Source organism: Acidovorax sp. KKS102, from assembly GCF_000302535.1.
Classification (GTDB): Bacteria; Pseudomonadota; Gammaproteobacteria; order Burkholderiales; family Burkholderiaceae_C; genus Acidovorax.
On sequence record NC_018708.1, the window covers coordinates 3,379,867 to 3,406,485 of the forward strand.

Annotated in this window: 25 protein-coding genes and 1 riboswitch; of the genes, 5 read left to right on the forward strand and 20 right to left on the reverse strand. The window is 65.0% G+C overall.

Going from position 1 to position 26,619, the window contains the following annotated elements; genetic code table 11:
• Nucleotides 1–16: 16 nt before the first annotated feature.
• From C380_RS15485 to C380_RS15510, 6 genes are read right to left on the reverse strand one after another with little or no spacing between them, the layout of a single operon-like run.
• Nucleotides 17–823, reverse strand: coding sequence for an ABC transporter ATP-binding protein (locus C380_RS15485; protein ID WP_015014793.1), 807 nt, complete (start codon nt 821–823; stop codon nt 17–19).
• On the reverse strand, nt 824–1,906 hold the full coding sequence (locus tag C380_RS15490; protein WP_015014794.1) for an iron ABC transporter permease: 1,083 nt from the start codon (nt 1,904–1,906) through the stop codon (nt 824–826).
• Complete coding sequence (locus C380_RS15495) at nt 1,906–2,829, reverse strand: ABC transporter substrate-binding protein (RefSeq protein ID WP_015014795.1); 924 nt, start codon at nt 2,827–2,829, stop codon at nt 1,906–1,908. The genes C380_RS15490 and C380_RS15495 overlap by 1 nt, the downstream gene beginning before the upstream one ends.
• Nucleotides 2,829–3,431, reverse strand: coding sequence for a bifunctional adenosylcobinamide kinase/adenosylcobinamide-phosphate guanylyltransferase (locus tag C380_RS15500; protein WP_015014796.1), 603 nt, complete (start codon nt 3,429–3,431; stop codon nt 2,829–2,831). The genes C380_RS15495 and C380_RS15500 overlap by 1 nt, the downstream gene beginning before the upstream one ends.
• Complete coding sequence (locus C380_RS15505) at nt 3,428–4,810, reverse strand: cobyrinate a,c-diamide synthase (protein ID WP_043566673.1); 1,383 nt, start codon at nt 4,808–4,810, stop codon at nt 3,428–3,430. Before C380_RS15505 ends, C380_RS15500 begins: the two co-directional genes overlap by 4 nt.
• The gene (locus C380_RS15510) at nt 4,807–6,690 is read right to left on the reverse strand and encodes a TonB-dependent receptor domain-containing protein (protein WP_015014798.1); all 1,884 of its coding nucleotides are present in this window, start codon (nt 6,688–6,690) and stop codon (nt 4,807–4,809) included. The genes C380_RS15505 and C380_RS15510 overlap by 4 nt, the downstream gene beginning before the upstream one ends.
• An 81-nt stretch (nt 6,691–6,771) precedes the next feature.
• Nucleotides 6,772–7,011, reverse strand: a riboswitch (cobalamin riboswitch).
• A 163-nt stretch (nt 7,012–7,174) separates the two neighbouring features.
• On the opposite strand from C380_RS15510, the gene C380_RS15515 reads away from it, so the two are divergent.
• From C380_RS15515 to C380_RS15525, 3 genes are all read left to right on the forward strand, one after another.
• Entirely contained in the window at nt 7,175–7,399 is a 225-nt protein-coding gene (locus tag C380_RS15515) for a hypothetical protein (RefSeq protein WP_015014799.1), read from the forward strand.
• Nucleotides 7,396–7,773: a cell division protein ZapA gene (locus C380_RS15520; RefSeq protein WP_015014800.1), complete on the forward strand. Its 378-nt coding sequence runs from the start codon at nt 7,396–7,398 to the stop codon at nt 7,771–7,773. The genes C380_RS15515 and C380_RS15520 overlap by 4 nt, the downstream gene beginning before the upstream one ends.
• 404 nt (nt 7,774–8,177) lie before the next feature.
• Complete coding sequence (locus tag C380_RS15525) at nt 8,178–8,993, forward strand: sulfite exporter TauE/SafE family protein (protein WP_015014801.1); 816 nt, start codon at nt 8,178–8,180, stop codon at nt 8,991–8,993.
• Between the two features lie 60 nt (nt 8,994–9,053).
• Here C380_RS15525 and C380_RS15530 read toward each other — a convergent pair whose 3' ends face one another.
• The 4 genes from C380_RS15530 to hemN all read right to left on the reverse strand — a co-directional run bounded on the left by C380_RS15530 (nt 9,054) and on the right by hemN (nt 15,134).
• Complete coding sequence (locus C380_RS15530) at nt 9,054–11,498, reverse strand: EAL domain-containing protein (protein ID WP_015014802.1); 2,445 nt, start codon at nt 11,496–11,498, stop codon at nt 9,054–9,056.
• Nucleotides 11,495–12,799: an HD-GYP domain-containing protein gene (locus C380_RS15535; protein ID WP_148279981.1), complete on the reverse strand. Its 1,305-nt coding sequence runs from the start codon at nt 12,797–12,799 to the stop codon at nt 11,495–11,497. Before C380_RS15535 ends, C380_RS15530 begins: the two co-directional genes overlap by 4 nt.
• 221 nt (nt 12,800–13,020) lie before the next feature.
• Nucleotides 13,021–13,746: a sulfite exporter TauE/SafE family protein gene (locus C380_RS15540; RefSeq protein ID WP_015014804.1), complete on the reverse strand. Its 726-nt coding sequence runs from the start codon at nt 13,744–13,746 to the stop codon at nt 13,021–13,023.
• Nucleotides 13,747–13,751: 5 nt separating this feature from the next.
• A complete protein-coding gene (hemN, locus tag C380_RS15545; RefSeq protein WP_015014805.1) occupies nt 13,752–15,134 on the reverse strand; it encodes an oxygen-independent coproporphyrinogen III oxidase in 1,383 nt (460 codons plus the stop codon).
• A 189-nt stretch (nt 15,135–15,323) separates the two neighbouring features.
• Between hemN and fnr the strand changes: the two genes are divergently transcribed.
• Nucleotides 15,324–16,046 (forward strand): fumarate/nitrate reduction transcriptional regulator Fnr, encoded by a 723-nt coding sequence (gene fnr / locus C380_RS15550; protein WP_015014806.1) that lies wholly within the window; start codon nt 15,324–15,326, stop codon nt 16,044–16,046.
• Between the two features lie 100 nt (nt 16,047–16,146).
• On the opposite strand, the gene C380_RS15555 is transcribed toward fnr, so the two are convergent.
• From C380_RS15555 to C380_RS15595, 9 genes are all read right to left on the reverse strand, one after another.
• Nucleotides 16,147–16,443: a hypothetical protein gene (locus C380_RS15555; RefSeq protein ID WP_015014807.1), complete on the reverse strand. Its 297-nt coding sequence runs from the start codon at nt 16,441–16,443 to the stop codon at nt 16,147–16,149.
• A gap of 55 nt (nt 16,444–16,498) precedes the next feature.
• A complete protein-coding gene (locus tag C380_RS15560) occupies nt 16,499–16,777 on the reverse strand; it encodes a FixH family protein (protein ID WP_015014808.1) in 279 nt (92 codons plus the stop codon).
• 64 nt (nt 16,778–16,841) lie between these two features.
• Nucleotides 16,842–18,287: a cytochrome c oxidase accessory protein CcoG gene (gene ccoG / locus C380_RS15565; protein ID WP_015014809.1), complete on the reverse strand. Its 1,446-nt coding sequence runs from the start codon at nt 18,285–18,287 to the stop codon at nt 16,842–16,844.
• A gap of 92 nt (nt 18,288–18,379) precedes the next feature.
• On the reverse strand, nt 18,380–19,294 hold the full coding sequence (ccoP, locus tag C380_RS15570) for a cytochrome-c oxidase, cbb3-type subunit III (protein WP_015014810.1): 915 nt from the start codon (nt 19,292–19,294) through the stop codon (nt 18,380–18,382).
• Nucleotides 19,295–19,318: 24 nt separating this feature from the next.
• Nucleotides 19,319–19,456, reverse strand: coding sequence for a CcoQ/FixQ family Cbb3-type cytochrome c oxidase assembly chaperone (locus C380_RS15575; protein WP_015014811.1), 138 nt, complete (start codon nt 19,454–19,456; stop codon nt 19,319–19,321).
• A gap of 16 nt (nt 19,457–19,472) precedes the next feature.
• Nucleotides 19,473–20,105: a cytochrome-c oxidase, cbb3-type subunit II gene (ccoO, locus tag C380_RS15580; protein WP_015014812.1), complete on the reverse strand. Its 633-nt coding sequence runs from the start codon at nt 20,103–20,105 to the stop codon at nt 19,473–19,475.
• Between the two features lie 19 nt (nt 20,106–20,124).
• A complete protein-coding gene (gene ccoN, locus C380_RS15585; protein ID WP_015014813.1) occupies nt 20,125–21,564 on the reverse strand; it encodes a cytochrome-c oxidase, cbb3-type subunit I in 1,440 nt (479 codons plus the stop codon).
• Between the two features lie 64 nt (nt 21,565–21,628).
• A complete protein-coding gene (gene ccoS / locus C380_RS15590; protein WP_010460651.1) occupies nt 21,629–21,766 on the reverse strand; it encodes a cbb3-type cytochrome oxidase assembly protein CcoS in 138 nt (45 codons plus the stop codon).
• Nucleotides 21,766–24,273: a cation-translocating P-type ATPase gene (locus tag C380_RS15595; RefSeq protein ID WP_015014814.1), complete on the reverse strand. Its 2,508-nt coding sequence runs from the start codon at nt 24,271–24,273 to the stop codon at nt 21,766–21,768. Before C380_RS15595 ends, ccoS begins: the two co-directional genes overlap by 1 nt.
• Before the next feature lie 108 nt (nt 24,274–24,381).
• On the opposite strand from C380_RS15595, the gene C380_RS15600 reads away from it, so the two are divergent.
• Nucleotides 24,382–24,825 (forward strand): universal stress protein, encoded by a 444-nt coding sequence (locus C380_RS15600; protein WP_015014815.1) that lies wholly within the window; start codon nt 24,382–24,384, stop codon nt 24,823–24,825.
• 171 nt (nt 24,826–24,996) lie between these two features.
• Here C380_RS15600 and C380_RS15605 read toward each other — a convergent pair whose 3' ends face one another.
• Nucleotides 24,997–26,571, reverse strand: a complete 1,575-nt coding sequence (locus C380_RS15605) for a malonyl-CoA synthase (protein ID WP_015014816.1) — start codon at nt 26,569–26,571, stop codon at nt 24,997–24,999.
• Between the last annotated feature and the right edge of the window lie 48 nt (nt 26,572–26,619).

A 26,619-nucleotide genomic window follows, 5' to 3' on the forward strand; every position in this document is an offset into this window, starting at 1 on the left:
GTCTTTCAATCAGAGGTCATTGCTCCGCCGGGGTGCGGCGGGGCAGCAAACGGGGTAAGGCCAGCCACTGGCCCTCCACCGGGTGGATGGCAATGCGGTCGTCAAACACCTGCTCCAGCGCGCGGTGGGTGTGCGTGTCCTGGGTGGAGCCATGGTGGCACAGGCGGCCGGCTGCAACGATAGCCACATCGTCCGCCTGCAGCGCAAACGAGACTTCGTGCAGCACGCTGACCACCGTCTTGCCTTGGGCCACCAGCTCGCGCACCAGCAGCAGCCAGTCGGACTGGTGGGGCGGGTCCAGGTTGGCCAACGGCTCGTCCATCAACAGCACCTGGGCCTGCACGGCCAGCGCGCGGGCCAGCAACACGCGCTGGCGCTCGCCGCCGGAGAGTTGCGAGAGCGCGCGGTGGCGCCAGTCCCAGGCCTGCGTAGCGCGCAGGGCTTGCTCCACGGCGGCGTGGTCGGCCTCGCTGGGGGGCGACAGCCAGGGCTGGTGCGGCAGGCGGCCAAGCATGGCCACGTCGTACACCAGCAGGTCATCAGCGGCCACCTCGTTCTGCCCCAGCCACGACAGCGCCCGCGCCCGGTCGCTGCGGTGCCAGGCGGCCAGCGGGCGGCCCAGCAACTGCACGCTGCCCGTGCAAGGCAGCAGGCCCGCCAGCGCCCGCAGCAGCGTGGACTTGCCGGCGCCGTTGGGGCCGACGATGCTCGTCCAGCGGCCCGCCGCCAGGTGCAGCGTGATGCCGTGCAATATGGGGTGTTTTCCGATGCTGGCGCTGATTCCCTCTGCGCTGACAGCTATGTTTTCAGGAGCATTGCGCATTTACAGCACGCCTCCTGGTCCGGTGCGCCGGTGCATCAGCCACAGCAGGTAGCCGCCACCCAGCACGGCGGTGAGCACGCCCACGGGCAGCTCTTGCGGCGCGATGAGCCCCCGCGCCAGCAGGTCTGCGCCGGCCAGCAGCACACCACCCATCAGGCTGGCCAGCCCCATCAGGCGGCCGTGCGGCACCTTGACCACGGCCCGCACCAGGTGGGGCGCGGCCAGGCCCACAAAAGCAATCAGCCCCGTCTGCGCCACGGCCGTGCCGGTGGCCAGGGCCAGCACCGCCACCAGCGCGGCGCGCAGCGGTGCCAGCGGCAAGCCCAGGCTGTGGGCCGTGGATTCGCCCAGCGCCAGCCCATCCAGCACCCGCGACAGCGCCCAGGCGGCCACCACACACAGCAGCCACACCCCGGCCATCAGCAGACACGAGGTCCAGCCCACAAAGCCGGTGGAGCCCAGCAAAAACGCCTGCATGGCCTGCAAGGAATCGGGCGACAGCAGCAGGATGAGTGAGGTGAAGGCGCCGAGCACCACGCCCACGATGACCCCGGCCAGCAGCAGGCGCAATGTGTGCTGCACGCCGCGCGCCAGCGCGAGCGTGAGCAGCACCGCCAGCACGGCCCCGGCAAACGCCGCGCCGGTCAGGCCCAGGCGCACCAGCCAGTGGCCCGAGAACACCATGGCCACCGCCGCGCCCTTGGCGCTGCCCACCATGCCCGCAGCGCCGCCCATCATCGCCAGCGCCGTGGCCACGCCCAGAGAGGCGCCCGAGGCGCTGCCCAGCAGGTACGGGTCGGCCAGCGGGTTGCGGAACAGGCCCTGCGCCACGGCACCGGCCAACCCCAGCAGCGCACCGGCGCACCACGCGCCCAGCGTGCGTGGCAGCCGGATCTCCCACACGATCTGCCAGGCCATGTCCCGTGCGGCGTGGCCGGCGGGGTCGGTGCTGTGATCCCACAGCGCGGGCCACAGATTCTCCAGCCCCACGCTGCCCACGCCGGTGCCCAGCGGCACCATCAGCGCGCTGACCAGCAGCAGCAGGCCCGCCAGCCAGCGACCGCGCAGCACCACCGATCCCATCATGGGCGCACCGCCGCAGGCGCCTTGGCACCGGGCGCGGCCTTGCTGGCCAGGCAGCGGGCCATGATGCGCGCGCCTTCAGCCATGCGCGGGCCGGGCCGCACCAGCACATCGGCGTCTTCGGGCGGGAACACGCACAGCCGCTGCTCGCGCAGGGCGCGCAGGCTGCTCCAGCCCGGCCGCTCGGTCAGGCCCTCCACGCTGCGCGCGCCCACCATGATGAGGTCGGGGTCGGCCCGCACCACAAACTCGGGGTTGAGCTTGGGAAACGGCCCGAGCGACGCGGGCAGGATGTTGCGCGCGCCCAGCCGGGTCAGCGTCTCGCCAATGAACGACGAGGCCCCTGCCCCGTACGGCCCCCGGTTCACCTCGAAGTACACGCGCACGCCCCGTGCCGCTGGCGGCACGGACTGTGCGGCGGCCTCGACCGCTGCGTCGATATGGCGCCAGACGCGCTGGGCATCGGGCACGGCCAGCACCTGGCCCAGCTTGCCCATCACGCGCTGCACGTCGGCGTGGGTCTTGGGCTCCAGCGCCACCACAGCCAGGCCCAGCTGCTCCAGCCGGGCCGATGCGCGGGACGATGTGGCCATCAGCACCACGTCGGGCCGCAGGGCCACGATGGCCTCGATGTTGGGGTCCAGCCCACCGCCCACTTGCGGCAAGCGGGTGACGGACTCGGGCCAGTTGGAATAGCGGTCCACGCCCACCAGGCGGTGGCATTGGTCCAGCGCGCAGATCGTTTCGGTGAGCGAAGGCAGCAGGCTCACGATGCGCTGTGGCGGGCGCGGCAGCGTCACCGCGCGGCCCCGGTCGTCGGTGACCTGCACCGGCTGCGCCCGCGCCAGCCCGGCCATGAGCAGGCCCAGCACGATGAGGATGGCGATCACCCAGAGGATGCGGCGCACGGGGGTGGGTTTCATCAACGGGGTTCTTTCAAGGTAAACGGCAGGCCTGCGGCCATGAGCGTAACGCGGGGGCAGACCTGCGCCACCTGCTGGTTGAGGGTGCCCAGCGCATCCACAAAGGCGCGCACCTCGCGCCCCATCGGGATGACCCCCAGGCCTATTTCGTTGCCCACCAGAACAACGGGCCCGGGGGGTTGCCGAATCGCTTCTAAAAACATAGCAGCTTGGGCATGCCACTCTATCGCTTGCGCCTGTTTGTGCTCTGAATTCATGGTTTCGAACCCCAGCGGCATGGTCCACTGGGTCAGCCACAGCGTGAGGCAGTCCACCACCACCAGGGTGTGCGGCGTGCTGAGCCGCGTGAGGGCCGCGGCCACGTCGCGCGGCTCTTCCACCGTCTGCAGGCCGGGCACGCGCTCGGCGCGGTCGCGCTGGTGGCGGGCGATGCGCTCGCGCATTTCGTCGTCCCAGGCTTCGCCGGTGGCAATCAACACCGCGCGGTGATCGGCGGACTGCGCCAGCCAGTCGCGTGCCAGCAGCTCAGCGCGGCGGGATTTGCCGCTTTTCTGGCCGCCCAGGATGAGTTCGGTAGTGATGGGGTGTGACGCGGATGTCATGCTTTGCTCTGGCCACCCAGCAGATGCGCAACCGCCTCGGGGCTGGACGGGAACCACGCATGGAAGTAGCTGGCATGGATGCTGCCCTGCTGGTACAGAGCCTCACCCTCATCCGGCGCAACCGCCTCGTGGGGCCGCGCCGTGCGGGCGACCACGGGGGCGCTGCTGTCGCTGGTCGAATAGTGGAAGGTGTGGCCGCGCAGCGTATGTCCTGCCACGGTCAGCTGCTGCGGCCCCAGGGCCGCCAGGCGCTTTTGCATGGTCACGCGGCCCGGCAGCAGGCCCCACAGCGGAGCCGCGCTGCCATCGGCCAGCGTGATGGAATCGAACAGCGCCATCATGCCGCCGCACTCGGCCCACAGGGGTTTGCCCGCAGCCACATGGGCGCGCAGGCTGGCCAACATGCCGGTGTTGGCCGCGATCTGCGCGGTGTGCAGCTCGGGGTAGCCGCCGGGCAGCCACACGGCATCGCAGTCCGGCAACGCCGTGTCTTGCAGGGGCGAGAAGAACGCCACGCGGGCGCCCATCTGTTCCAGGCATTGCACATTGGCGGCGTAGGTAAAACAGAACGCCGCGTCACGCCCCACGGCCACGGTGCGGCCCGCGAGCAGCGCTGGCGCAGCAATCTTCGAGGCGGGCACCGGAAAGTCCACGGCCCAGCGCTGCATGTCCTCCAGCGTCATCTGGCCCAGGGGGGTAGCGGCCAGGGCATCGGCCGCTGCGTCCAGCCGCTGTTGGCTGTCGTGCAGCTCGTGCGCGGCCACCAGGCCCAGGTGGCGCTCGGGCAGCAGCGCGGCGCCAGCGTTGCCCGCAGCAGAGGCAGCACCAGGCTGCACCCGCATCAGCGCCCCCATCCAGTCATCCACATCGTGCAAGCCGTCACGCAACATGTCGGCATGGCGGGCACTGCCGACGCGGTTGGCCAGCACACCGGCCCAGGGCAGGCCCGGGCGGTAGTGGCGCAGGCCATAGGCCAGCGCACCAAACGTGCCCGCCATGGCGGAGGCATCGACCACCGCCAGCACCGGCACCGCAAAGTGCCGGGCCAGGTCGGCTGCGCTGGGGTTGCCGTCAAACAGACCCATCACGCCTTCGATCAGGATCAGGTCCGACTCGCGCGCAGCGTCGTGTAGACGGTGCGCGCAGTCGGCCTCACCGTTCATCCACAAATCGAGTTGGTGCACCGGCGCACCACTGGCCAGCTGGTGCCAGTGCGGGTCCAGGAAATCCGGCCCGCACTTGAACACCCGCACCCGCCGGCCCTGGCGCGCATGCAGACGCGCCAGGGCGGCAGTGACGGTGGTCTTGCCCTGCCCGGAGGCCGGGGCCGCGATCAGCAGCGCCGGGCAGCGGGCAGCAGTGGCCGTCGCAAGGGTCACTGCGGCGCCCACTTCACACCGACGTACACCGTACGGCCTGCGGTGGCGTAGGTGCGCGCCAGTTGGTAGTCCTTGTCGGCCAGGTTGTCGATGCGGGCCAGCAGCGTGTAATCGCGCGCAATGCGCGTGCTGGCGTACAGGTTGACCAGCGCATAGCCGCCGAGCACATTGGTGTTGGCCACGGTGTCGAAGCGGCGGCCTGATGCCTGCACTTCGGCGCCCACGGTCCAGCCCGCCAGGCGGGTGTCGGCGCCGAAGGTGGCGTGCTGCTTGGCACGGCGCGCCAGCTGCTTGCCGGTGTCCAGGTCACGCGGGCGTTGCAGGTCAATGGAGCCATGCAATTGCACGTCGCCCACGCGGTGCGAGCCCGCAAACGTCACGCCCTTGTATTCGGCGCGGGCCGTGTTGGCGTAGCAGCCGAAGTCCGACAGGCACGTGCCTGGGCCAGAGAACGAAATCAGGTTGCTGACACGGTTGCGGAACAGCGTGGCAGAGAAGGTGCTGTTGCCCTGGGCGTAGCGCAGCGCCACTTCGGCATTGCGGCTGCTTTCGGGGCGCAGCGTGGCCACGCCATATTCGCTGAAGCGGTGGTACAGCGTGGGCGCACGGAAGGCCGTGCCCACCGACGCCGTAGCGCGCCACTGCGGGGTGATGGCGTAGCCGTAGGCCACGCTGCCAGTGCTCTTGCCACCGAACTCGCTGTCCGAGTCGTGACGCAGATTGAGCTGCACCGTGTGGCCTGCAGCGTTGTAGCCGTAGCCCAGCGCCAGCGCGTCTTGCGAGCGTTTGGCGTCGATGGGCTTGTTCTCCAGACGATCTTCACGGCGCTCCAGGGCCGCCGTGACCAGGTGCGCGCCCTGGCGCCATTCATTCTGGAAGTAGTAGCCACGCAGGCGCGTGTCGCTCAGGTACGGCGAGGGGCGGGTTTCGTATTCGTCGCGCGAGTCGGTGATGGAAAAGCGCGTCTTGTAGGCACTGCTCCACTGCGCGATCCAGTTGAGGCCCAACGCGTGCATGGTGTGCAGGTTGCGGTCGTCCTTGCCCAGGCCGCTGTCGTAGCCGCTGTTGGTGTCGTTCAGCATGAGGGTGCCTTCGAGGCGATGCACTGCGTTCACCTGCAGGCCTACCCGCGCGTGACCTGCCGTGCTGCGGTAGCCGTCACGGTCGGGGTTCTGTCCAGCGATGGGGCGCGCGTTGAAGCCCTTGCTGTCATCACGCGCCAGTCCCAGGGCGTAGTCCAGCGTGCCGCTGGCACCACTGATCCCTGCCTCCAGCTTGGTGGTGTTATGGCTCCCAACGCCCACGCCCACGTAAGGCGCCGTGCCGTTTTCACCGCGCTTGGTGAAGATCTGCACCACGCCGCCCAGGGCGTCCGAGCCATAGACAGCACCCGCTGGACCGCGCAGCACTTCAATGCGGTCGATAAGGCCCAGCGGAATGCTCTCCCAGGGCGCGCCACCGGTGGATTGCGAGTCGATGCGCACCCCATCGATGTACACCGCAGTAAAGCGCGATTCCGCGCCACGCAGAAACACGCCAGTGGTGGTGCCAGGGCCACCGTTGCGCGAAAACTCCACACCGGGGATACGGGCCAGCAAGTCGGCCAGACCGGTGGCGCCACTGCTTTCGATGGTTTCGCGGTCCACGATGGAGATGTCGGCCACCAGGTCGGCCAGCGGCTGCGGGGTGCGCGTGGCTGCCACCACCGTTTCAGACAACGACGGTGCGCGCAGGTTTTGCGCCAGCAGCTCGCCGGTGGCCGGGGCGGTCTGTGCGAAAGCGCCGCAGGCGCTGCCAGCCAACAGTGACAGCAGGGCCAGGCGTGGGGCGGGCAGGCGCAACGACGCCACAGGGCGCGCACGAAGGGTACGGATTTTCATGGGGATCAAGGTCAACAAACAACCCGGGCCGGCCTCCCGCCAGCATGTGGGTGATACAGCCGCGCAGCGCAAAAAAAAGGCGCACGCAGCCACCGTGTTGGCCGGTATCCGGGCTGGCGGAACATCCCCCCAATACCTTCCCAGGCGCTTGTTCAAGGCGCCCAGTGGCTTATGGATGGAGAGAGAATCGGGCGATTCGTCCGCTGACCGTTGCGGGGGCAGCGCAGGCTGGGCGGGTACCGGTGGTACCGCGCCTTCCTGCTTCCCGTTGAACTGCGGCATGTGAACCACGCCGCGAGCACCAACAGCGGGATTTTACGACCGTTTACAAGCGTCATTTTTGCGGCGGAACAGGCAAACAACTCATCAGGGAACCCGCGCGGCCAGTGGTGCACGGTGATCTGTTCTGTGTTGCGTGTCGCACACCACCGCAGACCGGGGCCAGGGTCCGCTCGGAGCCACACAGCCTACAATCCAAGGCTGTATGGCAATACCGTCCCCCACCGACCAGATCGCCGAGCGCGTGGAGCGCCTGCTGCTGCGACATGCAGAGTTGCAGCGCACCAATGCCCTGTTGGCTGATCAAGTTGCGGCACTGACGCAGGAGCGCGATTCGCTCAAATCCCGCTTGAGCGCCGCACGCGCCCGGGTGGATGCCCTGCTCGAACGCCTGCCCGCTGCCGCGCCGCTCACGAAAGAAGCCGAATGAAGCAAATCGAGGTGCAGATCCTGCAGCAAAGCTATCTGCTGTCCTGCCCCGAGGGCCACGAAAGTCGCCTGCTCGACGCCGTGGAGCGCGTGGACACCGCCATGACGCGCATCCGCGATGCAGGCAAGGTCCGGGCACGCGAACGCATCGCTGTGCTGGCGGCCCTGAACCTGGCTTTCGAGATCGCCGACCGTGAAGCGGCAGACCTTGCGGCTGCAACCCAGCCAGTGGCCACGCCGCCCGCAAGCCCCAGCCCTGGCGCCCCCATGGCGGGACACCAGGAAAGCCTGTTGCCAGATACCGACCAGCAGCGTCTGCAAAGCCTGGTCCAGCGCCTGGACGACGCCTTGGGCGATGACGGGCGCTTGCTCTAGCCCCTGCGTGCTGTGGGTGTGCTGAGGCACGCTGCACCTCTTACCCACTCGTCACAGCCGCTTGCGGGCTTTACATGCCCCCGAGCGCACAGCGCCCGCTGGCAGCACCTACAATGGACGGGTCTGCGAAGCTGTCGGGCTTTATATTTCCTTGAACCAATGCTCATTGAGCTCGGGCTTGGTACATCGTCCGGTGAGCGTGATCATCTCGCGTCAGATGAACCCAACGCCAGGCTGCCCTCGCCCACCTGAACCCCCGGTTCAGGATGAGAGTTCGGTGGCATTCGCAGACACCCTCTTCCCCATGCCCTGTTATCGCAAGCACCCGCTGGTGCTCCCGTGGCAGGGCATTTTCTCGCGGCTCCCCGCGTGCTCTGTTGTTCTTTCTTGACTGACATCCCGCCATGCTCGATCCCCTGCTGATTGTTGAACTCGGTGTGCTCGGCCTGGCCACAGGCTTTCTGGCAGGACTCCTGGGCATTGGCGGGGGCATGCTGCTGGTGCCATTCCTGACCTACATCCTGGGCGCGCGTCAGGTGTCGCCCGACTTGGCGGTGAAGATGGCAATTGCCACCTCCATGGCCACCATCATGTTCACCTCCATCTCCAGCGTGCGCGCCCACCACCGGCGCGGTGCAGTGCGGTGGGACATCGTCACGCGCCTGGCGCCTGGCATCGTGCTGGGAGGGTTCATCGCCAGCCTGGGTGTGTTTGCGCTGCTAAAGGGCTCGTTTCTGGCGATCTTCTTCGCACTGTTTGTGAGCTTCTCGGCCACGCAGATGTTTCTGGACAAGAAGCCTGCTCCCACGCGCCAGATGCCGGGTGGCGCAGGCCAGGTGGCGGCGGGCGGCGTGATCGGATTTCTGTCGGGCCTGGTCGGCGCGGGCGGCGGCTTTGTCAGCGTGCCCTTCATGACCTGGTGCAATGTGCCCATCCACAACGCGGTGGCCACCAGCGCTGCGCTGGGGTTCCCCATCGCGCTCGCCAACGTGATCGGCTACGCCATTGGCGGACAGAACGTGAGCGGCCTGCCCCCGGCATCCCTCGGCTACATTTGGCTGCCAGCACTGGGCGTGATTGCGAGCTGCAGCGTGCTGACGGCCCCGCTGGGTGCTAAAGCGGCCCATAACCTGCCGGTCAAGCAACTCAAGCGCGTGTTTGCGTCGCTGCTGTTTGGCCTGGCTGCTTACATGCTGTGGAAAGGCGTTTCGGCCGCCTGAGGCCGACACAGAGGCGGACTCTTTGCAGCCCGCCGCGTCGCAACATCTGCGCGCTCGGTGTCAGGTGTTCAAAGGCCGGTGGCGCCCCTGGGCCTTGAGCGGCAAGGGTTTGCTCAGCAGGGCGCGGAACTGGTCGGCCGGCAGCCCGGGCGCGCACAAAAAGCCCTGGTAGTGCTCGCACTGCATTTGCTGCAGCACCGCCTGCTGGGTTTCAGTCTCGACCCCTTCAGCCACCACTTCGATGTGCATGGCACGGCCCATGCTGATGATGGCGCTGACAATGGCCCGGTCGCCATCGTCATCGGGCAAGCCACGCACAAAGGACTGGTCGATCTTGAGCTTGTGAATGGGGAGTTTCTTCAAATAGGCCAGGCTGGAATAGCCTGTGCCGAAATCGTCGATCGCCAGGCCGATGCCCAGTTCGGCCAACACGCGCAGACGCTGCTCCATCTCCTGTGCGTCCTGCAGCAGGATGGTTTCCGTCAGCTCCAGTTCCAGCAAGGTGGGTGGCAACTGGTGCACCGCCAAGAGGCGCGTAATGCGGTCCACAAAGTCGGGCTGGCGAAACTCCAGCGCTGAAACGTTCACAGAAATCATGATGGGCGAGCCGCTGTGCATCCAGAGCGCAGCCTCGCGCACCGCCTGCTCCATCACCCAGGCGCCCAAGGTCACGATGTAGCCCGATTCTTCCGCCAGCGGAATGAACACCGCAGGGGATACCGCGCCAAACTCGGGGTCCGTCCAGCGCAGCAGCGCCTCGGCCCCGGTGATGCGCCCGGTCGCCATATTGACCTGGGGCTGGTAGTGCACGGCCATGCGCTGCAGACCCAGCGCCTGGCGCATCGCATGCTCCATCTGCATGCGCGCGAGCAGGTTGGCGTTCATCTGCGGCTGGTAAAAGCCGTAGCTGCCGCGCCCACGCTCCTTGACCCTATACATCGCGGTGTCGGACTGCTTGATGAGGTCATCGAGCGTGGCGCCATCCTGCGGGTACAGCGCAATGCCGATACTGCACTGGATCGAGAAGCCCATGCTGTCGAGCATGAAGGGCTTGAGCATGTCGTCCAGAATCCGGCGCGCCACACTTTCGGCCACCGATGCATCACCCCCATGCAGGTAGATGACAAATTCATCCCCGCCCAGACGGCACAGCATGTCGGTTTGCCGCAAGCAGGTCTGCAGGCGTTCAGCCACCAGCTGCAGCACCCGATCTCCAAAAGGGTGCCCCAGGGAGTCATTGATGATCTTGAAGCGGTCCATATCCAGGAACAGGATCGCGAAACCGGTATCGCTCTGACGCGCCCCCTGGATGGCGGTATCCACGCGTTGCGAGAGCAGCAGGCGGTTGGGAAGACCGGTCAGTGCGTCGCTGTAAGCCAGCTCTTCAATGCGCTTTTGCGCGGCGTGCTGCAGTGTCAGGTCTCGCATGAAGCCGATGCTCTGCACCAGCCGCCCCTCATCATCACGCAAAGCCACCCACGACAGTTGCACAGCGCAGTAAGCGCCGTTGTCACGGGGCAGCCACAACTCACCCTCCCAGAAGCCATCCTTGGCCCAGCCCTGCAACACCTGCTCCATGAACGAGGCGTCCGAGCCTCCTCCAAAAAGCGAGGCAGCCACACAGCCTTCAAAACCCTTGGCCGTAGGGCCGACCAGCCGCTCACACCCGGGGTTCATCCGCATGATGCGGTGCTGGCTGTCGGCGATGAAGATCGCATCCAGGCTGGACTCAAACACGCGCGCGGCCAAACGCAGGCTGGCCTGCGTCTCGGTCTGCCGGGTGATGTCCCGGAACGAATACACACGCCCCACTGCGCGGCCCTGACTGAACTGCGGCACCGTGCGCATCTCCAGCACCACGCCGTTGCGCAGCTCAACAATGTCGGTGCTCTCCTCCATGGGCTCGCGGTCAATGGCTGCCAGGCGCTCGGCATAGAAACGAGGGTCCGACACCTGGTCCGCCATGAAGGCGTACACCGCCGCATCGTCGCGCTCGACCAGCAACTGGCGCGGCAGGTTCCAGAGCTGGGCCAGGCGCTGGTTGAATGCACGCACACGGCGATCCAGTCCACACACCAGCATGCCATCGGCGGCAGAGTCCAGCGTGGCACGCAGCTCGGACAACAGTGTCTCCAGCTCGCGCTCAGTAGTTTCTTGGAGGCTGCGGTCAAGCATGGTCAGCAGCAGCACCGTGCTACCACCCTCCCCCCATGGCACACGCCGGACACAACGCTGCACCGGCACCAGGCTGCCATCAGCACGCAACAAACTGGTGTGGGCAGTCACGCCCTGCGCAATCACATCGACAGGCTCCGACCAGAACGCCAGCTCCTGGGGCGTACTGGCCAAGTCCAGCACAGACCGCCCTCGCATGGCGGCGGCAGACAACCCGGTGAGGCGCTCGGCGCATGCATTGGCTTGCAGGATGTGATGGCCGGCCTCATCCAGGAGCCACACGGCCTCCTGCAGGCCATCCAGCCACCCGAGCGATTGGAGATCGTTCACGCCGCAGCCTCGTCAGGGCCGGGACTGACCGCTCGCTCAAAAAAGTAACAGATCCGCTGCCGGGGTGACAGGTAGTCCAACGCGTCACGCGGCAGTTGTGCGGGCTTGAGGCTGCGCCGTATGCCCAGTTCAGGGACAGTTTCCAGATCCAGGATCGGCGCCTCTTCCTTGGGCACCCGTGGGTCGTGCACGATGACCTTGGGCCGCAACGGCCGCGACGAGTTGACCGAGGCCACGATGGCATACCGGTCATTGACCAATTGCACGATGGAGCCGGGCGGGTAGACCCCCATCATGCGAATGAAAGCCCCCAGGACCACCGAATCAAAACGGGCCTTGAGCTGGGCAAAGATGACGGAGAGCGCCTCGTGGGGCGTCAGCGCCGTTACTCCCATGGCCGGGTTGCACATGCGGTCGTACTGGTTGACCAGCGCCAGGACCTGGCTCATGCGCCCCAGATCGGGCCCCTTCAGACGCTGGGGAAAACCACTGCCGTCACACATTTCGTGGTGCCGCGCCACGGCCATCAGCACTGCATCGGCAAACCCCATGCGTTTGGCCAGGGCAACGGATTCCGCCACGTGGGTCTCGTAGCGTGTCCGCTCCATGGGGATCATGGAAGGGGTGGGCTGGCGCAGATTGGGCGGCAGCTTGAGCTTGCCAATGTCGTGGATCAATGCAGCCACACCCAGATCGTGCAGCTCCTCGCTCTTCATGCCCAAGGATCGCCCCAGCAATAGCGATACCACCATCACATTGATCGAATGCAGTCCGTTGCGCTCGCCCACGCCCTCGGACAGCAGCCGGATGACGGAATCGCCGTTTTCCAGCAGTTCTGTCACGCATCCAGAGACCAGCGCCTCCCCCTTGGCCTTGGCCTGGTCCGGGTGTTCAGAGACCGTACGCTCCATAGACTGGTATTGCCGCGTGGCTTCTGAGAAACGCTGATTGCAGGCGGCCAAGGTCCGGTTTTGTGCTTCCAGTAGCTCGCGGCGACGCTGAGCCTCAGGGTCCACGACAGTGGCCGTCCCAGGCCCGGGCGCATCCAGGCCGTTGGGCGGTGGGGCTGTCATCTCGGGCACGCTCCAGGCAGCAGGCACCAGCTCCTGAAGTTCTGGATCGCTCTTTTTGGGGACGTAACGCACCTCGGTCAACCCCAGCTCGCGCAAGGTGGCGATCTGCTCCGACGACGCCACCCGGAAGCTACTGATCGGGAACGGATGGTGCATCCAGCCCACGTCGAGCTGGATGTACATGCCGACACGCAGTTGGCTGATGTCGATGAGGATGGATGAGTTCACGTCAGGCGCACGATACATGGCGACATCAATGCCACCAATAGTTACGCAGATTATCACCAGTTCCAGTGACGTGGCGAAGAACCGACAGGCCGCGCAGCGATCCGGCAACACTTGACTGAAAGCGGGCCTGGCTGGACCGCCCCAGTCCCCGCGACAAAGGCATCGCCCACCTTCCAGCCCCGGGGCGACTGGGGGGATGTGGACGGATCAGCGCCGCCCGCTCAGCGGCACCAGAGTGATGGCTTGTAAATGAGATCCATCCACAACGCCCAGGCAGCGACCGCGCACAGCATGGCGCCTGCGGCCCTCGTGCCCCACTGAGCCCGTGCGAGATTCAGCCGGTTGCGAAGGCTGCTCCAAGCCCAGGGGCCACCCACCAGCCAGACCCCGCTGCCCACGGCAAACAGGGCCATGGTCAGAGCACCTTCCAGCGGCCCTCCACTGAACGCCGCGACCAACAGAGCCGAGTAGAGCAACCCGCAAGGCATCAGGGCCCACAGGCCCCCCGCCGCCATCACGCCGCCTGGCGCTCCGACCAGCGGTCGAACACGCGCCCACACGGAGCGACCCGCCTGCTCCACCCAGGCGGGCTGGCGCGACTGCACCATCATCATGAGCCCCCAGGCCATCACCGCCACGTGCATCAGCGTCCAGGCGGGACGCAGCGCGGTGGTCTGCTGGGTCAGCCATGCCAGACTGTCCATGGCCAAGGCCGCCAATGCACCGGCGCTGGCATAGCCCACCAGGCGCCCCGCATGAAAGGCCACGGTGCGCTGCAGTACGCCGCCACGCGGCGCCCAGCGCACCACCCGCTCGGCACTGCCCTCCGCCAGTGGCGCGCCGCCCTGCCCCACGAGCGCTCCACAGGGCGCGGAGCACATGGCCAGGCAGTGGGACCCGCCAGCGAGTCCCATGAGCAGAGCAGTCCAGCCGACCGTGGCAAGCATAGGTATCAGATGATGCGCGAAAACCGGGCGCGGTTGCGGTCTGCCTGCAGATAGCGGTCAAAAACCATGGCGATGCCCCGCACGAAGAACCAACCGGTCGCAGTCACTTCAATGCCCTCTGGCCCAACGCGCACCAGCCCTTGCTCCTGCATGCCTTCCAATTGGGCCAACTCCGCCGCGAAATACTGGCGGAAGTCGATCAGCCATGCCTGCTCCATCGGCTCGAACAGCAGTTCCCCCTGGCACATCAGGGCCATGATGGCCGCACGGCGCACCAGGTCGTCGCGCGTGAGCGCCAGCCCCCGCACCACGGGCAACCGCCCCTGGTCCAGAAAGTCGTAGTACTCATCCAGCGTCTTGGAGTTCTGGCTGTAGGTTGCCCCCACACGGCCAATGGCCGATACGCCCAGGCCGATCAAATCGCAGTCCGGCTGCGTGCTGTAGCCCTGGAAATTGCGGTGCAGGCGCCCCTGGCGCTTGGCCACGGCCAGTGCATCGGTGGGCAGCGCAAAGTGGTCCATGCCCACGTACACGTATCCAGCATCCATGAAGGCATCGAGCGAGCGCGACAACATGGAGAGCTTGCTCGCGCCCGTGGGCAACTCCGCAGAGATGATGCGGCGCTGTGGCTTGAAACGCTCTGGCAGGTGCGCGTAGGCATACAGCGCGATGCGGTCAGGCCGCAGTTGCGCCACCTGGGCCAGCGTGCGGTCAAAAGACTCGGGCGTCTGGCGCGGCAGGCCGTAGATCAGATCCACATTCACCGAGTCAAAGCCCAACGAACGCGCAGATTCGACCAGCGCAAACACCTGCTCGGCAGGCTGGATGCGGTGCACAGCCTTCTGCACTTCGGCATCAAAGTCCTGCACGCCAAAACTCAGCCGGTTAAAACCCAGCTCAGCCAACAGTGCAAGACGCTCTGCATTGACGGTGCGAGGATCCACCTCGATCGAGTATTCCCCCCCAGGCGCCAGCGTGAAGCTGCGCTTGAGCATGGCCATCAGCTCCCGCAATCCATCATCGGATAGGAAGGTGGGCGTGCCACCGCCCAGGTGCAGTTGACTCACCACCTGTCCTACGCCACAGTGCGCGGTGTGCAGGTCGATCTCGCGGCTCAGGTAGCGCAAGTAGACCTCGGCGCGGTCATGGTGCTTGGTGATGATCTTGTTGCAGGCACAGTAGTAGCACAAGGATTCGCAAAACGGGATGTGCACGTACAGGGACAGCGGCATGGCCTTGGCCAGCGTGCCCGAGCGGCGCTGTTGCAGCGCCAGCACATAGTCTTCCTGACCAAACGCCTCCACGAAACGGTCGGCAGTTGGATAGGATGTATAGCGGGGCCCTGGCACGTCAAAGCGGCGCAGAAGGTCTGGCGAAACAGCAGTCATGGGGAAATTTCCTTGCGTACACCTTGACTGTGCCGTAGGCTCCGGGACATGTCCTTGACCTGCATCAAGTGAACCCGCAAGCGATACGGCGACAATTTGATGAAGGTCAGCCGCTTGCCCGCGCTCTGTATTCAGGTTCGTGTACGGCAAGCGCGATATGCTTGACCGCTAACCCAAGCCCATGTGTCTATGAACCCGCTCACCATCAAAGTCGCCTGCTCCAACTGCAACCTCCGCGAGCTGTGCATGCCCGTGGGCTTGAACGAAGAGCAACTGCAGCGCATTGACGAGGTCGTTGCTGTCCGCCGCAAGGTCAAGCGCGGCGGCACGCTGTTTCGCAATGGCGAGTCCTTCACGTCCCTGTACGCCATCCGCACCGGTTTTTTCAAGACCTGTGTAGCCACCGAAGACGGGCGCGATCAAGTCACGGGCTTCCAGATGGCGGGCGAGATCATCGGGCTGGACGGCATCGTGAACGACCACCATACCTGTGACGCGGTGGCCCTTGAGGATGCCGAGGTCTGCGTCATGCCTTTCGACCGCATAGAAGAACTCTCCCGCGAAGTCACGGCCCTGCAGCACCACGTGCACAAGATCATGAGCCGCGAGATCGTGCGCGAACATGGTGTGATGCTGCTGCTGGGCAGCATGCGTGCCGAGGAGCGCCTGGCGGCCTTCTTGCTCAACCTGGTGCAGCGCCTGCATGCACGGGGTTTCTCGCAATCAGAACTGGTGCTGCGCATGACGCGCGAAGAGATCGGAAGCTACCTGGGCCTCAAACTTGAAACAGTGAGCCGCACCTTCTCCAAGTTTGTGGAAGAAGGCATCGTGGAAGTCAAACAGCGCCATGTGCGCATCCTCGACACCGATGCCCTGCGACGCATTGTGAACAGCCAGCAGACCTGCCACTGATTACGGCCCCTCGTCGGCTGAGAGTCGGGGCCGTACCAAAGTCCGCCGGTCCCTTTTAAAACGGCATGCAGCGCATGCCCGCATGAACGGCGAAAAAGGCTCAGGAGCAAGACGACGATGTCTTGCGGCAATCGTCAGGGCGCTCCCCGTCGGGCACGGGACAGCGGTTGACCTCAAACGGGGACATGGACAGTAGCGTGGTCAATGCGCTGGTGGCCATGGTGATGGCCCAGAACACAAAAAATGCGAGGGTGTACACCCCCTGCCTCGACAGCGCCAGAGGCTGCCCGAACCAGTGCAGGTCCTGGGGGTCCACCATGGCAAAAACCAGCATCTCCAGCACACCCGCCATCAAAAAGGCGGGCCATGCAATCCACATCAGGCGTTGCGTCCACATATAGGTTCTGTCTCCTGGTGCTGCCGGGGTCGCCAGCGTGTGCGACCCTGGGGTTTCAGCGTGGTTGGTCTTGCACAGGGGTGGCCGCATGGTTGCGGGCCTTGAGGGCCGGCGCCAGACTCTTTTCCGGCGCCACCAGTGTCTTGTTGATTTCGATGCCTTGGCGGTAGTAGTCCTCCGCCACCACGGGGTCGGGCCGCGAAATCGCCAGCCACAGCGTCACAAAGCCCGCCACGATCACGATCAGAGGCCCGGCAATCACCAGCCACACATGGCCAAACTTCCACCAGGGTACGGTTGCCGCCGGGGTTGCAATGGCAGGGTTTGAAGACATGGTGCTTTACTCCTCAACAATATCGGTCAAAGTGCGGCCCTGAAGGGCCCCACCGGAATACCGCTCAGCGCGGTACAAGGAACACGGATTTCTCCGTGACATGGGCCGCTGCTCCTACGGCCTGCACATCAAACTGAACGGCGTGCGATCCGGGCGTGGCGGAACCATAAGGAATCTGCAACCGCACGGCCACCCAGCGAGACTCTGCCGCGCCAATGTCCACTTCAGCCTCGGAAGCCACTTCGAGCCCCTCCAGGCCCCGCGCACTGATGCGATAACGCTGCTCGCCCTCGGTGGCATTCATGATCTGCAGCCGGTAAATGTTCTCCAGCTTGCCACCTGCCACGATGCGCGAGAGCGCAGCGCGGTCCCGCACCACATCCACCTTCAGCGGCGTGCGCACCACCAGGCTGGCCAACATGGCCACGCACAGGGTGACCAGCACGGCGCTGTAGATCAGCACGCGGGGGCGCAGCACGCGGCGCAACATCTGCGACTGCGTCCAGTGCTTGGCCACGCCGTTCTGGGTCGAATAACGGATGAGCCCACGCGGGTACTGCATCTTGTCCATCACGGTGTTGCAGGCGTCCACACACAGGCCACAGCCGATGCATTCGTACTGCAAGCCCTTGCGGATGTCGATGCCCACGGGACAGACCTGCACACACAGCGAGCAGTCAATGCAATCGCCCAGCCCCTGGGCTTTGTAGTCGATGTTCTTCTTGCGCGGACCACGCTGCTCGCCACGTTCAGGGTCGTAGGTAACGATCAGCGTATCTTTATCAAACATCGCGCTTTGAAAGCGCGCATAAGGGCACATGTACTTGCAGACCTGCTCGCGCATGAAGCCCGCATTGCCATAGGTGGCAAAACCGTAGAACAGCACCCAGAAAATCTGCCAGCTGCCCTGGAACGCCAGCAGCTCGCTGCCCAGCTCTCGAATGGGGACGAAGTACCCCACAAAAGTAAACCCGGTCCACAGGGCCACCGCGATCCACACCACTTGCTTGAAAAACTTCTTGCGGATCTTCTCGAACGTCCAGGGGCCGTTGTCCAGGCGGAGCCGGGCACTGCGATCGCCTTCGATCTTGTGCTCGATCCACATGAACATTTCGGTGTACACCGTCTGCGGGCACGCAAAGCCACACCACAGACGCCCGGCCACTGCAGTGAACAGGAACAGCGACAACGCCGAAATGATCAGAAGGCCGGTGAGGTAGATGAAATCCTGCGGATACAGCACCAGGCCAAAGATGTAGAACCTGCGAGCCCCCAGGTCAAACAGCACCATCTGGCGCTGGCCCCACTCAAACCACGGCAACCCGTAAAACACCAGCTGTGTGAGAAACACCATGCCCCAGCGCCAGCGCGCAAATAGGCCGCTGATGGAGCGCGGGTAGATCTTCTTTTGCGCTTCGTACAGCGAGATGATCTCGCCCGCAGAAGACGCATCTGCCGCGACTGGCGTAATCGGGATGACCTTGCGAGCCGGCTCGCTGGGTGTGCTCATGGTGTCGCTTTGTGAACGGAGATAAGGCGTAAAAGGGATGCCTTCAAACGGAAACCCGGGCAGTGCGTCTCACGCACCGCCCGGCAGCCAGGTCAACGTGCAGCCACCTGCTTGTTCGACAGGCCCCACACATAGGCAGAGAGTACGCCGATCTGCGCCTCGGTCAACTTTTCGGCCTGTGCAGGCATCTGGTTGACCTTGCCGTTGTTGATCATGGCGGTGATGGCGGCCTCGCCCCAGCCATGCAGCCAGATGTCATCGGTCAGGTTGGGCGCGCCCAGCGCCTGGTTGCCCTTGCCGTCCATGCCGTGGCAGGCTGCGCAGGCGGCAAACTTGGCCTTGCCCAGCGATGCGCGCAGCGAGTCATGGGGGCTGCCCGACAGACTCAGCACGTAGTGCGACAGGTTACGCACGTCTTCCGGGGAGCCCACTGCGGCTGCCATGGGAGGCATGTTGCCGATGCGGCCCTTCTCCAGCGTCTCGCGGATCTTCTCGGGCGTGCCGCCGTGCAGCCAGTCGTTGTCCGTCAGGTTGGGGAAGCCCTTGCTGCCGCGCGCATCCGAGCCGTGGCACTGTGCGCAGTTGTTCATGAACAAGCGCTCGCCAATGGCATGGGCCTGGGGGTCGGCGGCAACGTCTTCAGGCTTCATGGAGGCAAAGCGTGCGTACAGCGGCTCCAGCTCCGTCTTCGCCTTGGCCATTTCGGCTTCGTACTCGCCCTTCTGCGTCCAGTTGAGCTTGCCGGTGAAGCTGCCCAGGCCCGGATAGGCGGCCAGGTAGCCCAGGCCAAAGACGATGGTGATGACGAACAGCCACACCCACCAGCGCGGTAGGGGGTTGTTCATCTCGACCAGGTCCTCATCCCAAACGTGGCCAGTGGTGTTGTCGGAGGTGGCCACCACCTTCTTGCGGCCCGCCATCCAAAGCAGGATGCCACAGGCGATGATGCCGACCAGGGTCAGCGTGGTCACAAAGACCGACCAGAAATTGCTGGTGAAGTCACTCATGGGGTGTTCTCGTTCTGGTGAAGGTCAATCTGTCTCGAAAGGCAGCTGGGCTGCCTCGTCGAACCGGGCCTTGTTGCGGCCTCGGTAGGCCCAGACCCAGATGCCAATGAAGCAGGCCATCGATGCCAGGGTGGCAACGATGCGCATGGTGGTGATGTCCATGGGATATCTCCTTTGCTTACTTGAGCGCACGGCCCATGACTTGCAGGTAGGCGATGAGCGCATCCTGCTCCGTCTTGCCCTTGACCTCGCCCGCCGCAGCCGTGATCTGCTCGTCGGTGTAAGGCACGCCCACGGTGCGCAGGGCCTTCATGTGGGGCGCCATCACTGCGGGGTCCACCTGGTTCTTTTCAAGCCAGGGGTATGCGGGCATGTTGGACTCGGGCACCACATCACGGGGGTTGTTCAGGTGGATGCGATGCCATTCGTCGCTGTACTTGCCACCCACGCGGTGCAGGTCGGGACCTGTGCGCTTGCTACCCCACTGGAAGGGGTGGTCGTACACAAACTCGCCCGCCACCGAGTAGTGGCCGTAGCGCAACGTCTCGGCGCGGAAGGGGCGGATCATCTGCGAGTGGCAGTTGTAGCAACCCTCGCGGATATAGATGTCGCGGCCTGCCAGCTGCAGAGCGTTGTATGGCTCGACACCCTTGACCGCCTCGGTCGTGGACTTCTGGAAGAACAGGGGCACGATCTCGACCAGACCGCCAATGGCGATCACGATCAGGATCAGCACGATCATCAGAAAGTTGTTGGTTTCCACCTTTTCGTGGGTGAAGCCGGTCGAAGCAGATGTGTTGTTGTTGGACATGGGTAAAGCTCCTTCGGACTCAGGCGTGTGCCGCGTTCACGGCAGGGATTGCCACCTTGACCGAACGGCCGGAGATCGCAGTCATCCACACATTCCATGCCATCACGATCATCCCGCCCAGGTACAGCAGGCCACCGGCCACACGGATCACGTAGAAGGGATAGGTCGCCTTCACGCTTTCAACGAAGGTGTAGGTCAGTGTGCCGTCGGGGTTGATGGCGCGCCACATCAGGCCCTGCATCACGCCGGCAATCCACATGGCGGCGATGTACAGCACGATGCCGATGGTCGCCATCCAGAAGTGCAGCTCGATCGCCTTGACGGAGTGCATCTTGTCCTTGCCGAACAAGCGGGGCACCAGGTAGTACAGCGAACCCATCGAGATCAGGCCCACCCAGCCCAACGCGCCGGAGTGCACGTGGCCGACGGTCCAGTCGGTGTAGTGGCTCAGGGCGTTGACGGTCTTGATGGACATCATCGGGCCCTCGAACGTGGACATGCCGTAGAACGACAGCGACACGATCAGGAAGCGCAGGATGGGGTCGTCACGCAGCTTGTGCCATGCACCCGACAGGGTCATGATGCCGTTGATCATGCCGCCCCAGCTGGGAGCCAGCAGGATGAGCGAGAACACCATGCCCACCGATTGCGTCCAGTCTGGCAGCGCGGTGTAGTGCAGGTGGTGTGGGCCGGCCCACATGTAGGTGAAGATCAGCGCCCAGAAGTGCACGATCGACAGGCGGTAGCTGTACACCGGACGGCCCGCCTGCTTGGGGATGAAGTAGTACATCATGCCCAGGAAGCCAGCGGTCAGGAAGAAGCCCACGGCATTGTGGCCGTACCACCATTGCACCATGGCGTCCTGCACACCGGCGTAGGCCGAGTAGCTCTTCATCATGCCTGCAGGGATGGCTGCGCTGTTCACCAGGTGCAGCAGCGCCACGGCCAGGATGAACGCACCAAAGAACCAGTTGGCCACATAGATGTGCTTGACCTTGCGGGTTCCAATGGTGCCGAAGAACACGATGGCATAGGACACCCACACCAGCGTGATCAGGATGTCGATGGGCCATTCGAGTTCAGCGTATTCCTTGCCCTGGGTGTAGCCCATGGGCAGGCTCACCACCGCAGCCGCAATGACCAGCACCCAGCCCCAGAAGGTGAATGCGGCCAGAGGGCCCGCAAAAAGCCGGACCTGGCAGGTGCGCTGCACCACGTAGTAGCTGGTAGCAAACAGCGCGCTACCACCAAAACCAAAGATCACCGCATTGGTGTGCAAAGGTCGCAAGCGGCCATAACTCAGCCACGGAATGCCAAAGTTGAGTTCTGGCCAGGCCAACTGGGCGGCGATGATGACGCCCACCAGCATGCCGACCACCCCCACCACCACGGCCAGGATAGAGAACTGCCGCACGACAGTGTCGTTGTAGTGCGCAGCATTTGTTTTTGGAAAATCCATCGGACACCTCTTTATATTGCAGTAAGAGTTTGTTGCAGTCGCGGCTATCGGGCATTGACACAAGTCAACCGTCTCGGAGAATGCGCTCCCCCTCTTGTTCGACGCTTTCGAACTGGCCGTGGTACACCGCCCACCACAGGCCTCCCAGAATCAGGAGCACCAGCATTACGGACAAAGGAATCAGCAAATAAAGGATGTCCATCAGACGGGCTCCAGTGGGGTCTTCGAAAGATCAAGGGGCGGCTGCGACGTGCCGCCGGCCGTGATGTCGGGGCGCGCAGGCAAAGCAGCTGTTGGCAACGGCGCGCTGGGCGAGCCTGGCAAGGAAGGCAGGTCGCGCGCCAGGCGCGCGGCATTGAGCACCACCAGCAGCGAACTCAGCGCCATGCCCAGCCCGGCCAGCCAGGCGGGCATCCAGCCCAGCACCGCCAGCGGCACACACAGCGCATTGTAGGCAGCGGCCCACCACAGGTTCTGCCGCACCACGCGCAGGGTGCGGCGGGCCAGCAGCACGGTTTGCGGCACCAGCGCCAGGCTGTCGCCCAGCACCACAAAGTCCGCCCGGGACTGCGCCAGCGGCACGGCACGGCCAAAGGCAAAAGAGACATGGGCCCCCGCAAGCACCGGGCCATCATTGAGGCCATCGCCCACCATGGCTACGTGGTGCCCCTGCGACTGCAGTGCCTGCAGCGCTGCCAGCTTGCCCTGCGGAGTGCACTCGCCCTGGGCATGGGCAATGCCCGCCTGCGTGGCCACCCGTTGCACCGCGCCCCGGCGGTCACCCGACAGCAATTGCACGGCCACGCCGTCCTGCTGCAAGGCCCGCACCACGGCCGACGCCTCGGCCCGCAGGTCCTCCACCAGGTCGAAGCGGGCCAGCTCGTTCAGGGCTCCGTCTGCCGCTTGTTCAGAGAGCACGACTTGCAGCGCGGCACCGCCAGCATCGTTGGCAACGCCCGCGTGGCGGACAGAGCCCAGGCGGATCGTGCGAGCAGCCACTGCCCCGGTGGCGTCCTCCACCGTAGCGGTCAGCCCCTGCCCTGCATCCTCTTGCAGGCCCATCACCTGCCAACGCCCCAACGGCAGCTGCCGTGCAGAAGCTGCTGCAGCCAAGGCCCGCGAAGCCGGGTGCATCGACTGGCGCGCGAGCGCTGCCGCCAGGTCCAGCACCTCTTGTGCACTGCAACCGTCCGCAGGGTGCACCGCTTGCAGCGCCATACCGTCGCGGGTCAGCGTACCGGTCTTGTCAAACACCATGGTGTCCACCTGCGCCAGCGCCTCCAGCCCCTGAAGGTTGCGCACCAACACGCCATGGCGCGCCAGCGTGCCCGCGGCGGTGAGCATGGCCACCGGGGTGGCCAGCGACAGCGCGCATGGGCAGGTCACGATGAGCACCGCCACCGCCACCATCAGCGCATGCCCTGGGTCCGACGGCCACCAGTAGGCGGCGGCCAGCGCCGCTGCCAACAACACGGCCACCAGAAAAGGCCGCGCAATGCGGTCTGCCAGCTGCGCCAGCCGGGGCTTTTGCAGTGAAGCGCTTTCCATCAGCGCCACGATTTGCGCAAAGCGGGTCTGCCCGCCCGTGCCTTCCACCAGCACCTCGACCGGCGCCTGCAGGTTGTAGCTGCCCGCCGTCACGCTGCTGCCCACGGGGCGCGCAACGGGTGTGGATTCGCCCGTCAGCAAAGCCTCGTCAGCATGGGTGTTGCCTGCCGTGATGCGGCCATCGGCCGGAAACGCCTCGCCGGGCAGCACACGGATGGTGTCCCCCACCCCAATGCGCCGCGTGGCTACGCGGGCGAAGCTGCCATCCGCCGCGCGCCGCTCCACGCTGTCGGGCAGGCGGTTCATCACGGCCTCCAGCGCACCCGCCGTGCGATCCCGCAGGCGCAGCTCCAGCCAGCGGCCGGTGAGCAGGAAGAAAACAAACATGGTCAAGGAGTCGTAGTACACCTCCTCGCCAAAGATGCCTGCAGGGTCAAAAGTGCCCGCCGTACTGACCACGAACGTGATGGCCATGCCCAACGCCACGGGCAGGTCCATGCTGACGCGGCGCAGGCGAATGTCGCGCAGCGCGCTGGTAAAAAAGGGACCGCAGGAAAACACCACCATGGGCAGCGTGATGACCCAGGAGGCCCAGCGCAACAGCTGCTCCATCTCGCCCGACAGGTCGCCAGGCTGCGCCACGTAGGCGGGCCACGCGTACATCATCACCTGCATCATGCAAAAGCCCGCCACCAGCCAGCGCCACAGCGCGCGGCGGCTCTCGCGCAGGCGCTGGTCGCGCGCAAACGCATCCATGGCGGGCATGGCGCGGTAACCCGCGTGGCGCACGGCTTCCATCCACTGCGACGGCTTCACTTGGCCAGGCTGCCACACCACGCGGGCCCGGCGCGTGGCGGCGCTCACATCGGCCTGCAACACGCCCGGCACGGCCCGCAAGGCGTCTTCGATCGTGAGGGCGCAGGCCGCGCAGTGCATGCCCTCCAGCACCACATGGGAGTCCCACGCGGTGGCTGCAGCGTCGGCTGTGGCAGGGTCAGCGGCACCACCCGGCAAGGGGCTACCTGCAGGGGTGCAGGGTCGGCCGAACGCCAGCCATTCCTGTGGGTCATCCAGCAGCTCTACCCGCTGCGGCGGCAACGGATCTGCCACGCTGTCAGAAGGATGCACCGCAGAGGAAGCCGGCGCACTGGGTTGAAACATGGACATGGTTCAAGCCTATCTGTGGGGCATGACAACTACATTGACCTGGATCAAGCCCCGGAACATGATTCATCCTAAGCTTGTTCCATCACTTTGAGGAGCCCTTTTATGTACAAACGCATCCTGATCGCTACAGACGGATCCCCTCTGTCGGACAAAGCGGTGGAACATGGCCTGTCCCTGGCCGCCCTGTCAGGCGCCACCGTGGTCGCCCTCAAGGTGGTGCCCCGCTACCCCCGCAGCTACTTTGAAGGCGGCATGCCGGTGGACATGAACGACGTCAAACGCATCGAAGCCCAGTGGGGCGACGCCGCACAGGCCATGGTCGACGGCGTGAAAGCCCAAGGCGGCGCTCAAGGCGTGACCGTGAAGGCTGTCGTCGCCAAGTCCGACCTGGTGGCCGAAGCCGTGATTGCTGCCGCCAAGAAGCACAAGTGCGACCTGATCGTGATGGCCTCGCACGGCCGCAAGGGCCTCAAGCGTTTGCTGCTCGGCAGCGAAACGCAGCATGTGCTGACGCACTCGCACATTCCGGTGCTGGTGCTGCGCTGAAGAGACCACCTGCTAAAGCAGCCCAAAATATGCTGATGACGTCTGATTGAAAACGCCTTCAGCTATCAAAATCAGAGCAAACGCAGCGCCTGAGTTTGCGTCTGCGTCCGCCAACAAAAAAGGGGCAACTTGCCCCTTTTTGTCTATGTGCGCATCCCGCTGCGCAGTTGCTCAGGCAAACAACCCCTTGTACTGATCCCGCAGCAGATTCTTCTGCACCTTCCCCATCGTATTGCGCGGCAGTTCCGCCACCACAAAGCACTTCTTCGGAATCTTGAAGTTGGCCAGTTGCGACTTGAGCTGGGCCACGATGGCGTCGGCATCCAGTTGGGCGCCGGGTTTGGCAATGACCACGGCCACGCCCACTTCGCCAAAGTCCGGGTGCGGCACACCGACCAGGGCGCTTTCGGCTACGCCGGGCATTTCGTTGATGTAGCCCTCGATCTCTGCGGGGTAGACGTTGTAGCCGCCGCTGATGATCAGGTCTTTGCTGCGGCCCACGATGTGGACGTAGCCGCGCTCATCGACCTTGCCCACGTCGCCGGTCTTGAAGTAACCGTCTTTCGTGAACTCTTCGGCCGTCTTTTCGGGCATGCGCCAGTAGCCTTTGAACACGTTGGGGCCCTTGACCTGGATGCCGCCGATCTCGCCCACGGGCAGGTCTTTGCCGTCGTCGCCCTGCACGCGCAGGCTGACGCCCGGCAGTGGGAAGCCGACAGTGCCGCCACGGCGTTCGTCCTGGCCTTGGTAGCGCTTATCGGCGCTGTAGGGGTTACTGGTGAGCATGATGGTTTCGCTCATGCCGTAGCGCTCCAGAATGGTGTGACCGGTGCGCTGCTGCCATTCCTTGAAGGTTTCGATGAGCAGCGGCGCAGAGCCTGCGATGAACAGGCGCATGTTCTTCACCGCCTCTTTGGTCAGGCCTGGCTCGGCCAGCATGCGCACGTACAGAGTGGGCACACCCATGAACACGGTGGCACGGGGCATGGCGGCGATGACGGCCTTGGGGTCGAACTTGGCCATCCAGATCATCTTGCTGCCGTTGATGAGTGCGCCGTGGATGGCGACGAAGAGGCCGTGGACGTGGAAGATGGGCAGCGCGTGGATGAGCACGTCGCCCCGGCCATCAGGCCCCCCGGTAGCGGTCCAGCCCCAGTAGTCCTTGAGCATGACCGCGTTGCTGAGCATGTTGCCGTGCGTGAGCATGGCGCCCTTGCTGCGGCCGGTGGTGCCGCTGGTGTAGAGGATGGCGGCCAGATCGTCGGCGCTGCGGGCCACGGCCTGGTGCTCGTCACTGTGGTGGGCAGCGCGATCGAGCAGGCTGCCAGTGCGGTCGTCGCCCAGGGTGAACACATGCTGCGTACCGAGGGTGAAGGCGATTTTGCTGACCCAGCCGAAGTTACCGGGGCTGCACACCACCACGGCAGGCTCGGCGTTGCCGATGAAGTATTCGATCTCGGCGCTTTGGTAGGCGGTGTTGAGCGGCAAGAACACGTAGCCCGCGCGCAGCGTGGCCAGGTACAGGGCCATGGCTTCGACGGATTTTTCAACCTGCACGGCCACGCGGCTGCCTTCGGGCAGCTTGAGCGATGCGAGCAGGTTGGCGATGCGGGCGCTGGCGCGGTCCAGGTCGCGCCAGGTGTAGTACAGCGGAGTACCGTCCGCCGCCGTGGTCTCGACGGCGGTGCTGTCCAGGTCAGACGGGAACGCGGCGCGCAGGGCGCTGAAGAGGTTTTGTTGGCTCATGGCTCAGACTTCGATGGGCTGGGTAGCTGGGTTGAGAGTTTGGGACGG

Coding starts and splice junctions, on each gene's coding strand:
- C380_RS15485 (WP_015014793.1), bottom strand. CDS start 823: ATGCGCAATGCTCCTGAAAACATAGCTGTCAGCGCAGAGGGAATCAGC.
- C380_RS15490 (WP_015014794.1), bottom strand. CDS start 1,906: ATGGGATCGGTGGTGCTGCGCGGTCGCTGGCTGGCGGGCCTGCTGCTG.
- C380_RS15495 (WP_015014795.1), bottom strand. CDS start 2,829: ATGAAACCCACCCCCGTGCGCCGCATCCTCTGGGTGATCGCCATCCTC.
- C380_RS15500 (WP_015014796.1), bottom strand. CDS start 3,431: ATGACATCCGCGTCACACCCCATCACTACCGAACTCATCCTGGGCGGC.
- C380_RS15510 (WP_015014798.1), bottom strand. CDS start 6,690: ATGAAAATCCGTACCCTTCGTGCGCGCCCTGTGGCGTCGTTGCGCCTG.
- C380_RS15515 (WP_015014799.1), top strand. CDS start 7,175: ATGGCAATACCGTCCCCCACCGACCAGATCGCCGAGCGCGTGGAGCGC.
- C380_RS15520 (WP_015014800.1), top strand. CDS start 7,396: ATGAAGCAAATCGAGGTGCAGATCCTGCAGCAAAGCTATCTGCTGTCC.
- C380_RS15525 (WP_015014801.1), top strand. CDS start 8,178: ATGCTCGATCCCCTGCTGATTGTTGAACTCGGTGTGCTCGGCCTGGCC.
- C380_RS15540 (WP_015014804.1), bottom strand. CDS start 13,746: ATGCTTGCCACGGTCGGCTGGACTGCTCTGCTCATGGGACTCGCTGGC.
- hemN (WP_015014805.1), bottom strand. CDS start 15,134: ATGACTGCTGTTTCGCCAGACCTTCTGCGCCGCTTTGACGTGCCAGGG.
- fnr (WP_015014806.1), top strand. CDS start 15,324: ATGAACCCGCTCACCATCAAAGTCGCCTGCTCCAACTGCAACCTCCGC.
- C380_RS15555 (WP_015014807.1), bottom strand. CDS start 16,443: ATGTGGACGCAACGCCTGATGTGGATTGCATGGCCCGCCTTTTTGATG.
- C380_RS15560 (WP_015014808.1), bottom strand. CDS start 16,777: ATGTCTTCAAACCCTGCCATTGCAACCCCGGCGGCAACCGTACCCTGG.
- ccoG (WP_015014809.1), bottom strand. CDS start 18,287: ATGAGCACACCCAGCGAGCCGGCTCGCAAGGTCATCCCGATTACGCCA.
- ccoP (WP_015014810.1), bottom strand. CDS start 19,294: ATGAGTGACTTCACCAGCAATTTCTGGTCGGTCTTTGTGACCACGCTG.
- C380_RS15575 (WP_015014811.1), bottom strand. CDS start 19,456: ATGGACATCACCACCATGCGCATCGTTGCCACCCTGGCATCGATGGCC.
- ccoO (WP_015014812.1), bottom strand. CDS start 20,105: ATGTCCAACAACAACACATCTGCTTCGACCGGCTTCACCCACGAAAAG.
- ccoN (WP_015014813.1), bottom strand. CDS start 21,564: ATGGATTTTCCAAAAACAAATGCTGCGCACTACAACGACACTGTCGTG.
- ccoS (WP_010460651.1), bottom strand. CDS start 21,766: ATGGACATCCTTTATTTGCTGATTCCTTTGTCCGTAATGCTGGTGCTC.
- C380_RS15595 (WP_015014814.1), bottom strand. CDS start 24,273: ATGTTTCAACCCAGTGCGCCGGCTTCCTCTGCGGTGCATCCTTCTGAC.
- C380_RS15600 (WP_015014815.1), top strand. CDS start 24,382: ATGTACAAACGCATCCTGATCGCTACAGACGGATCCCCTCTGTCGGAC.
- C380_RS15605 (WP_015014816.1), bottom strand. CDS start 26,571: ATGAGCCAACAAAACCTCTTCAGCGCCCTGCGCGCCGCGTTCCCGTCT.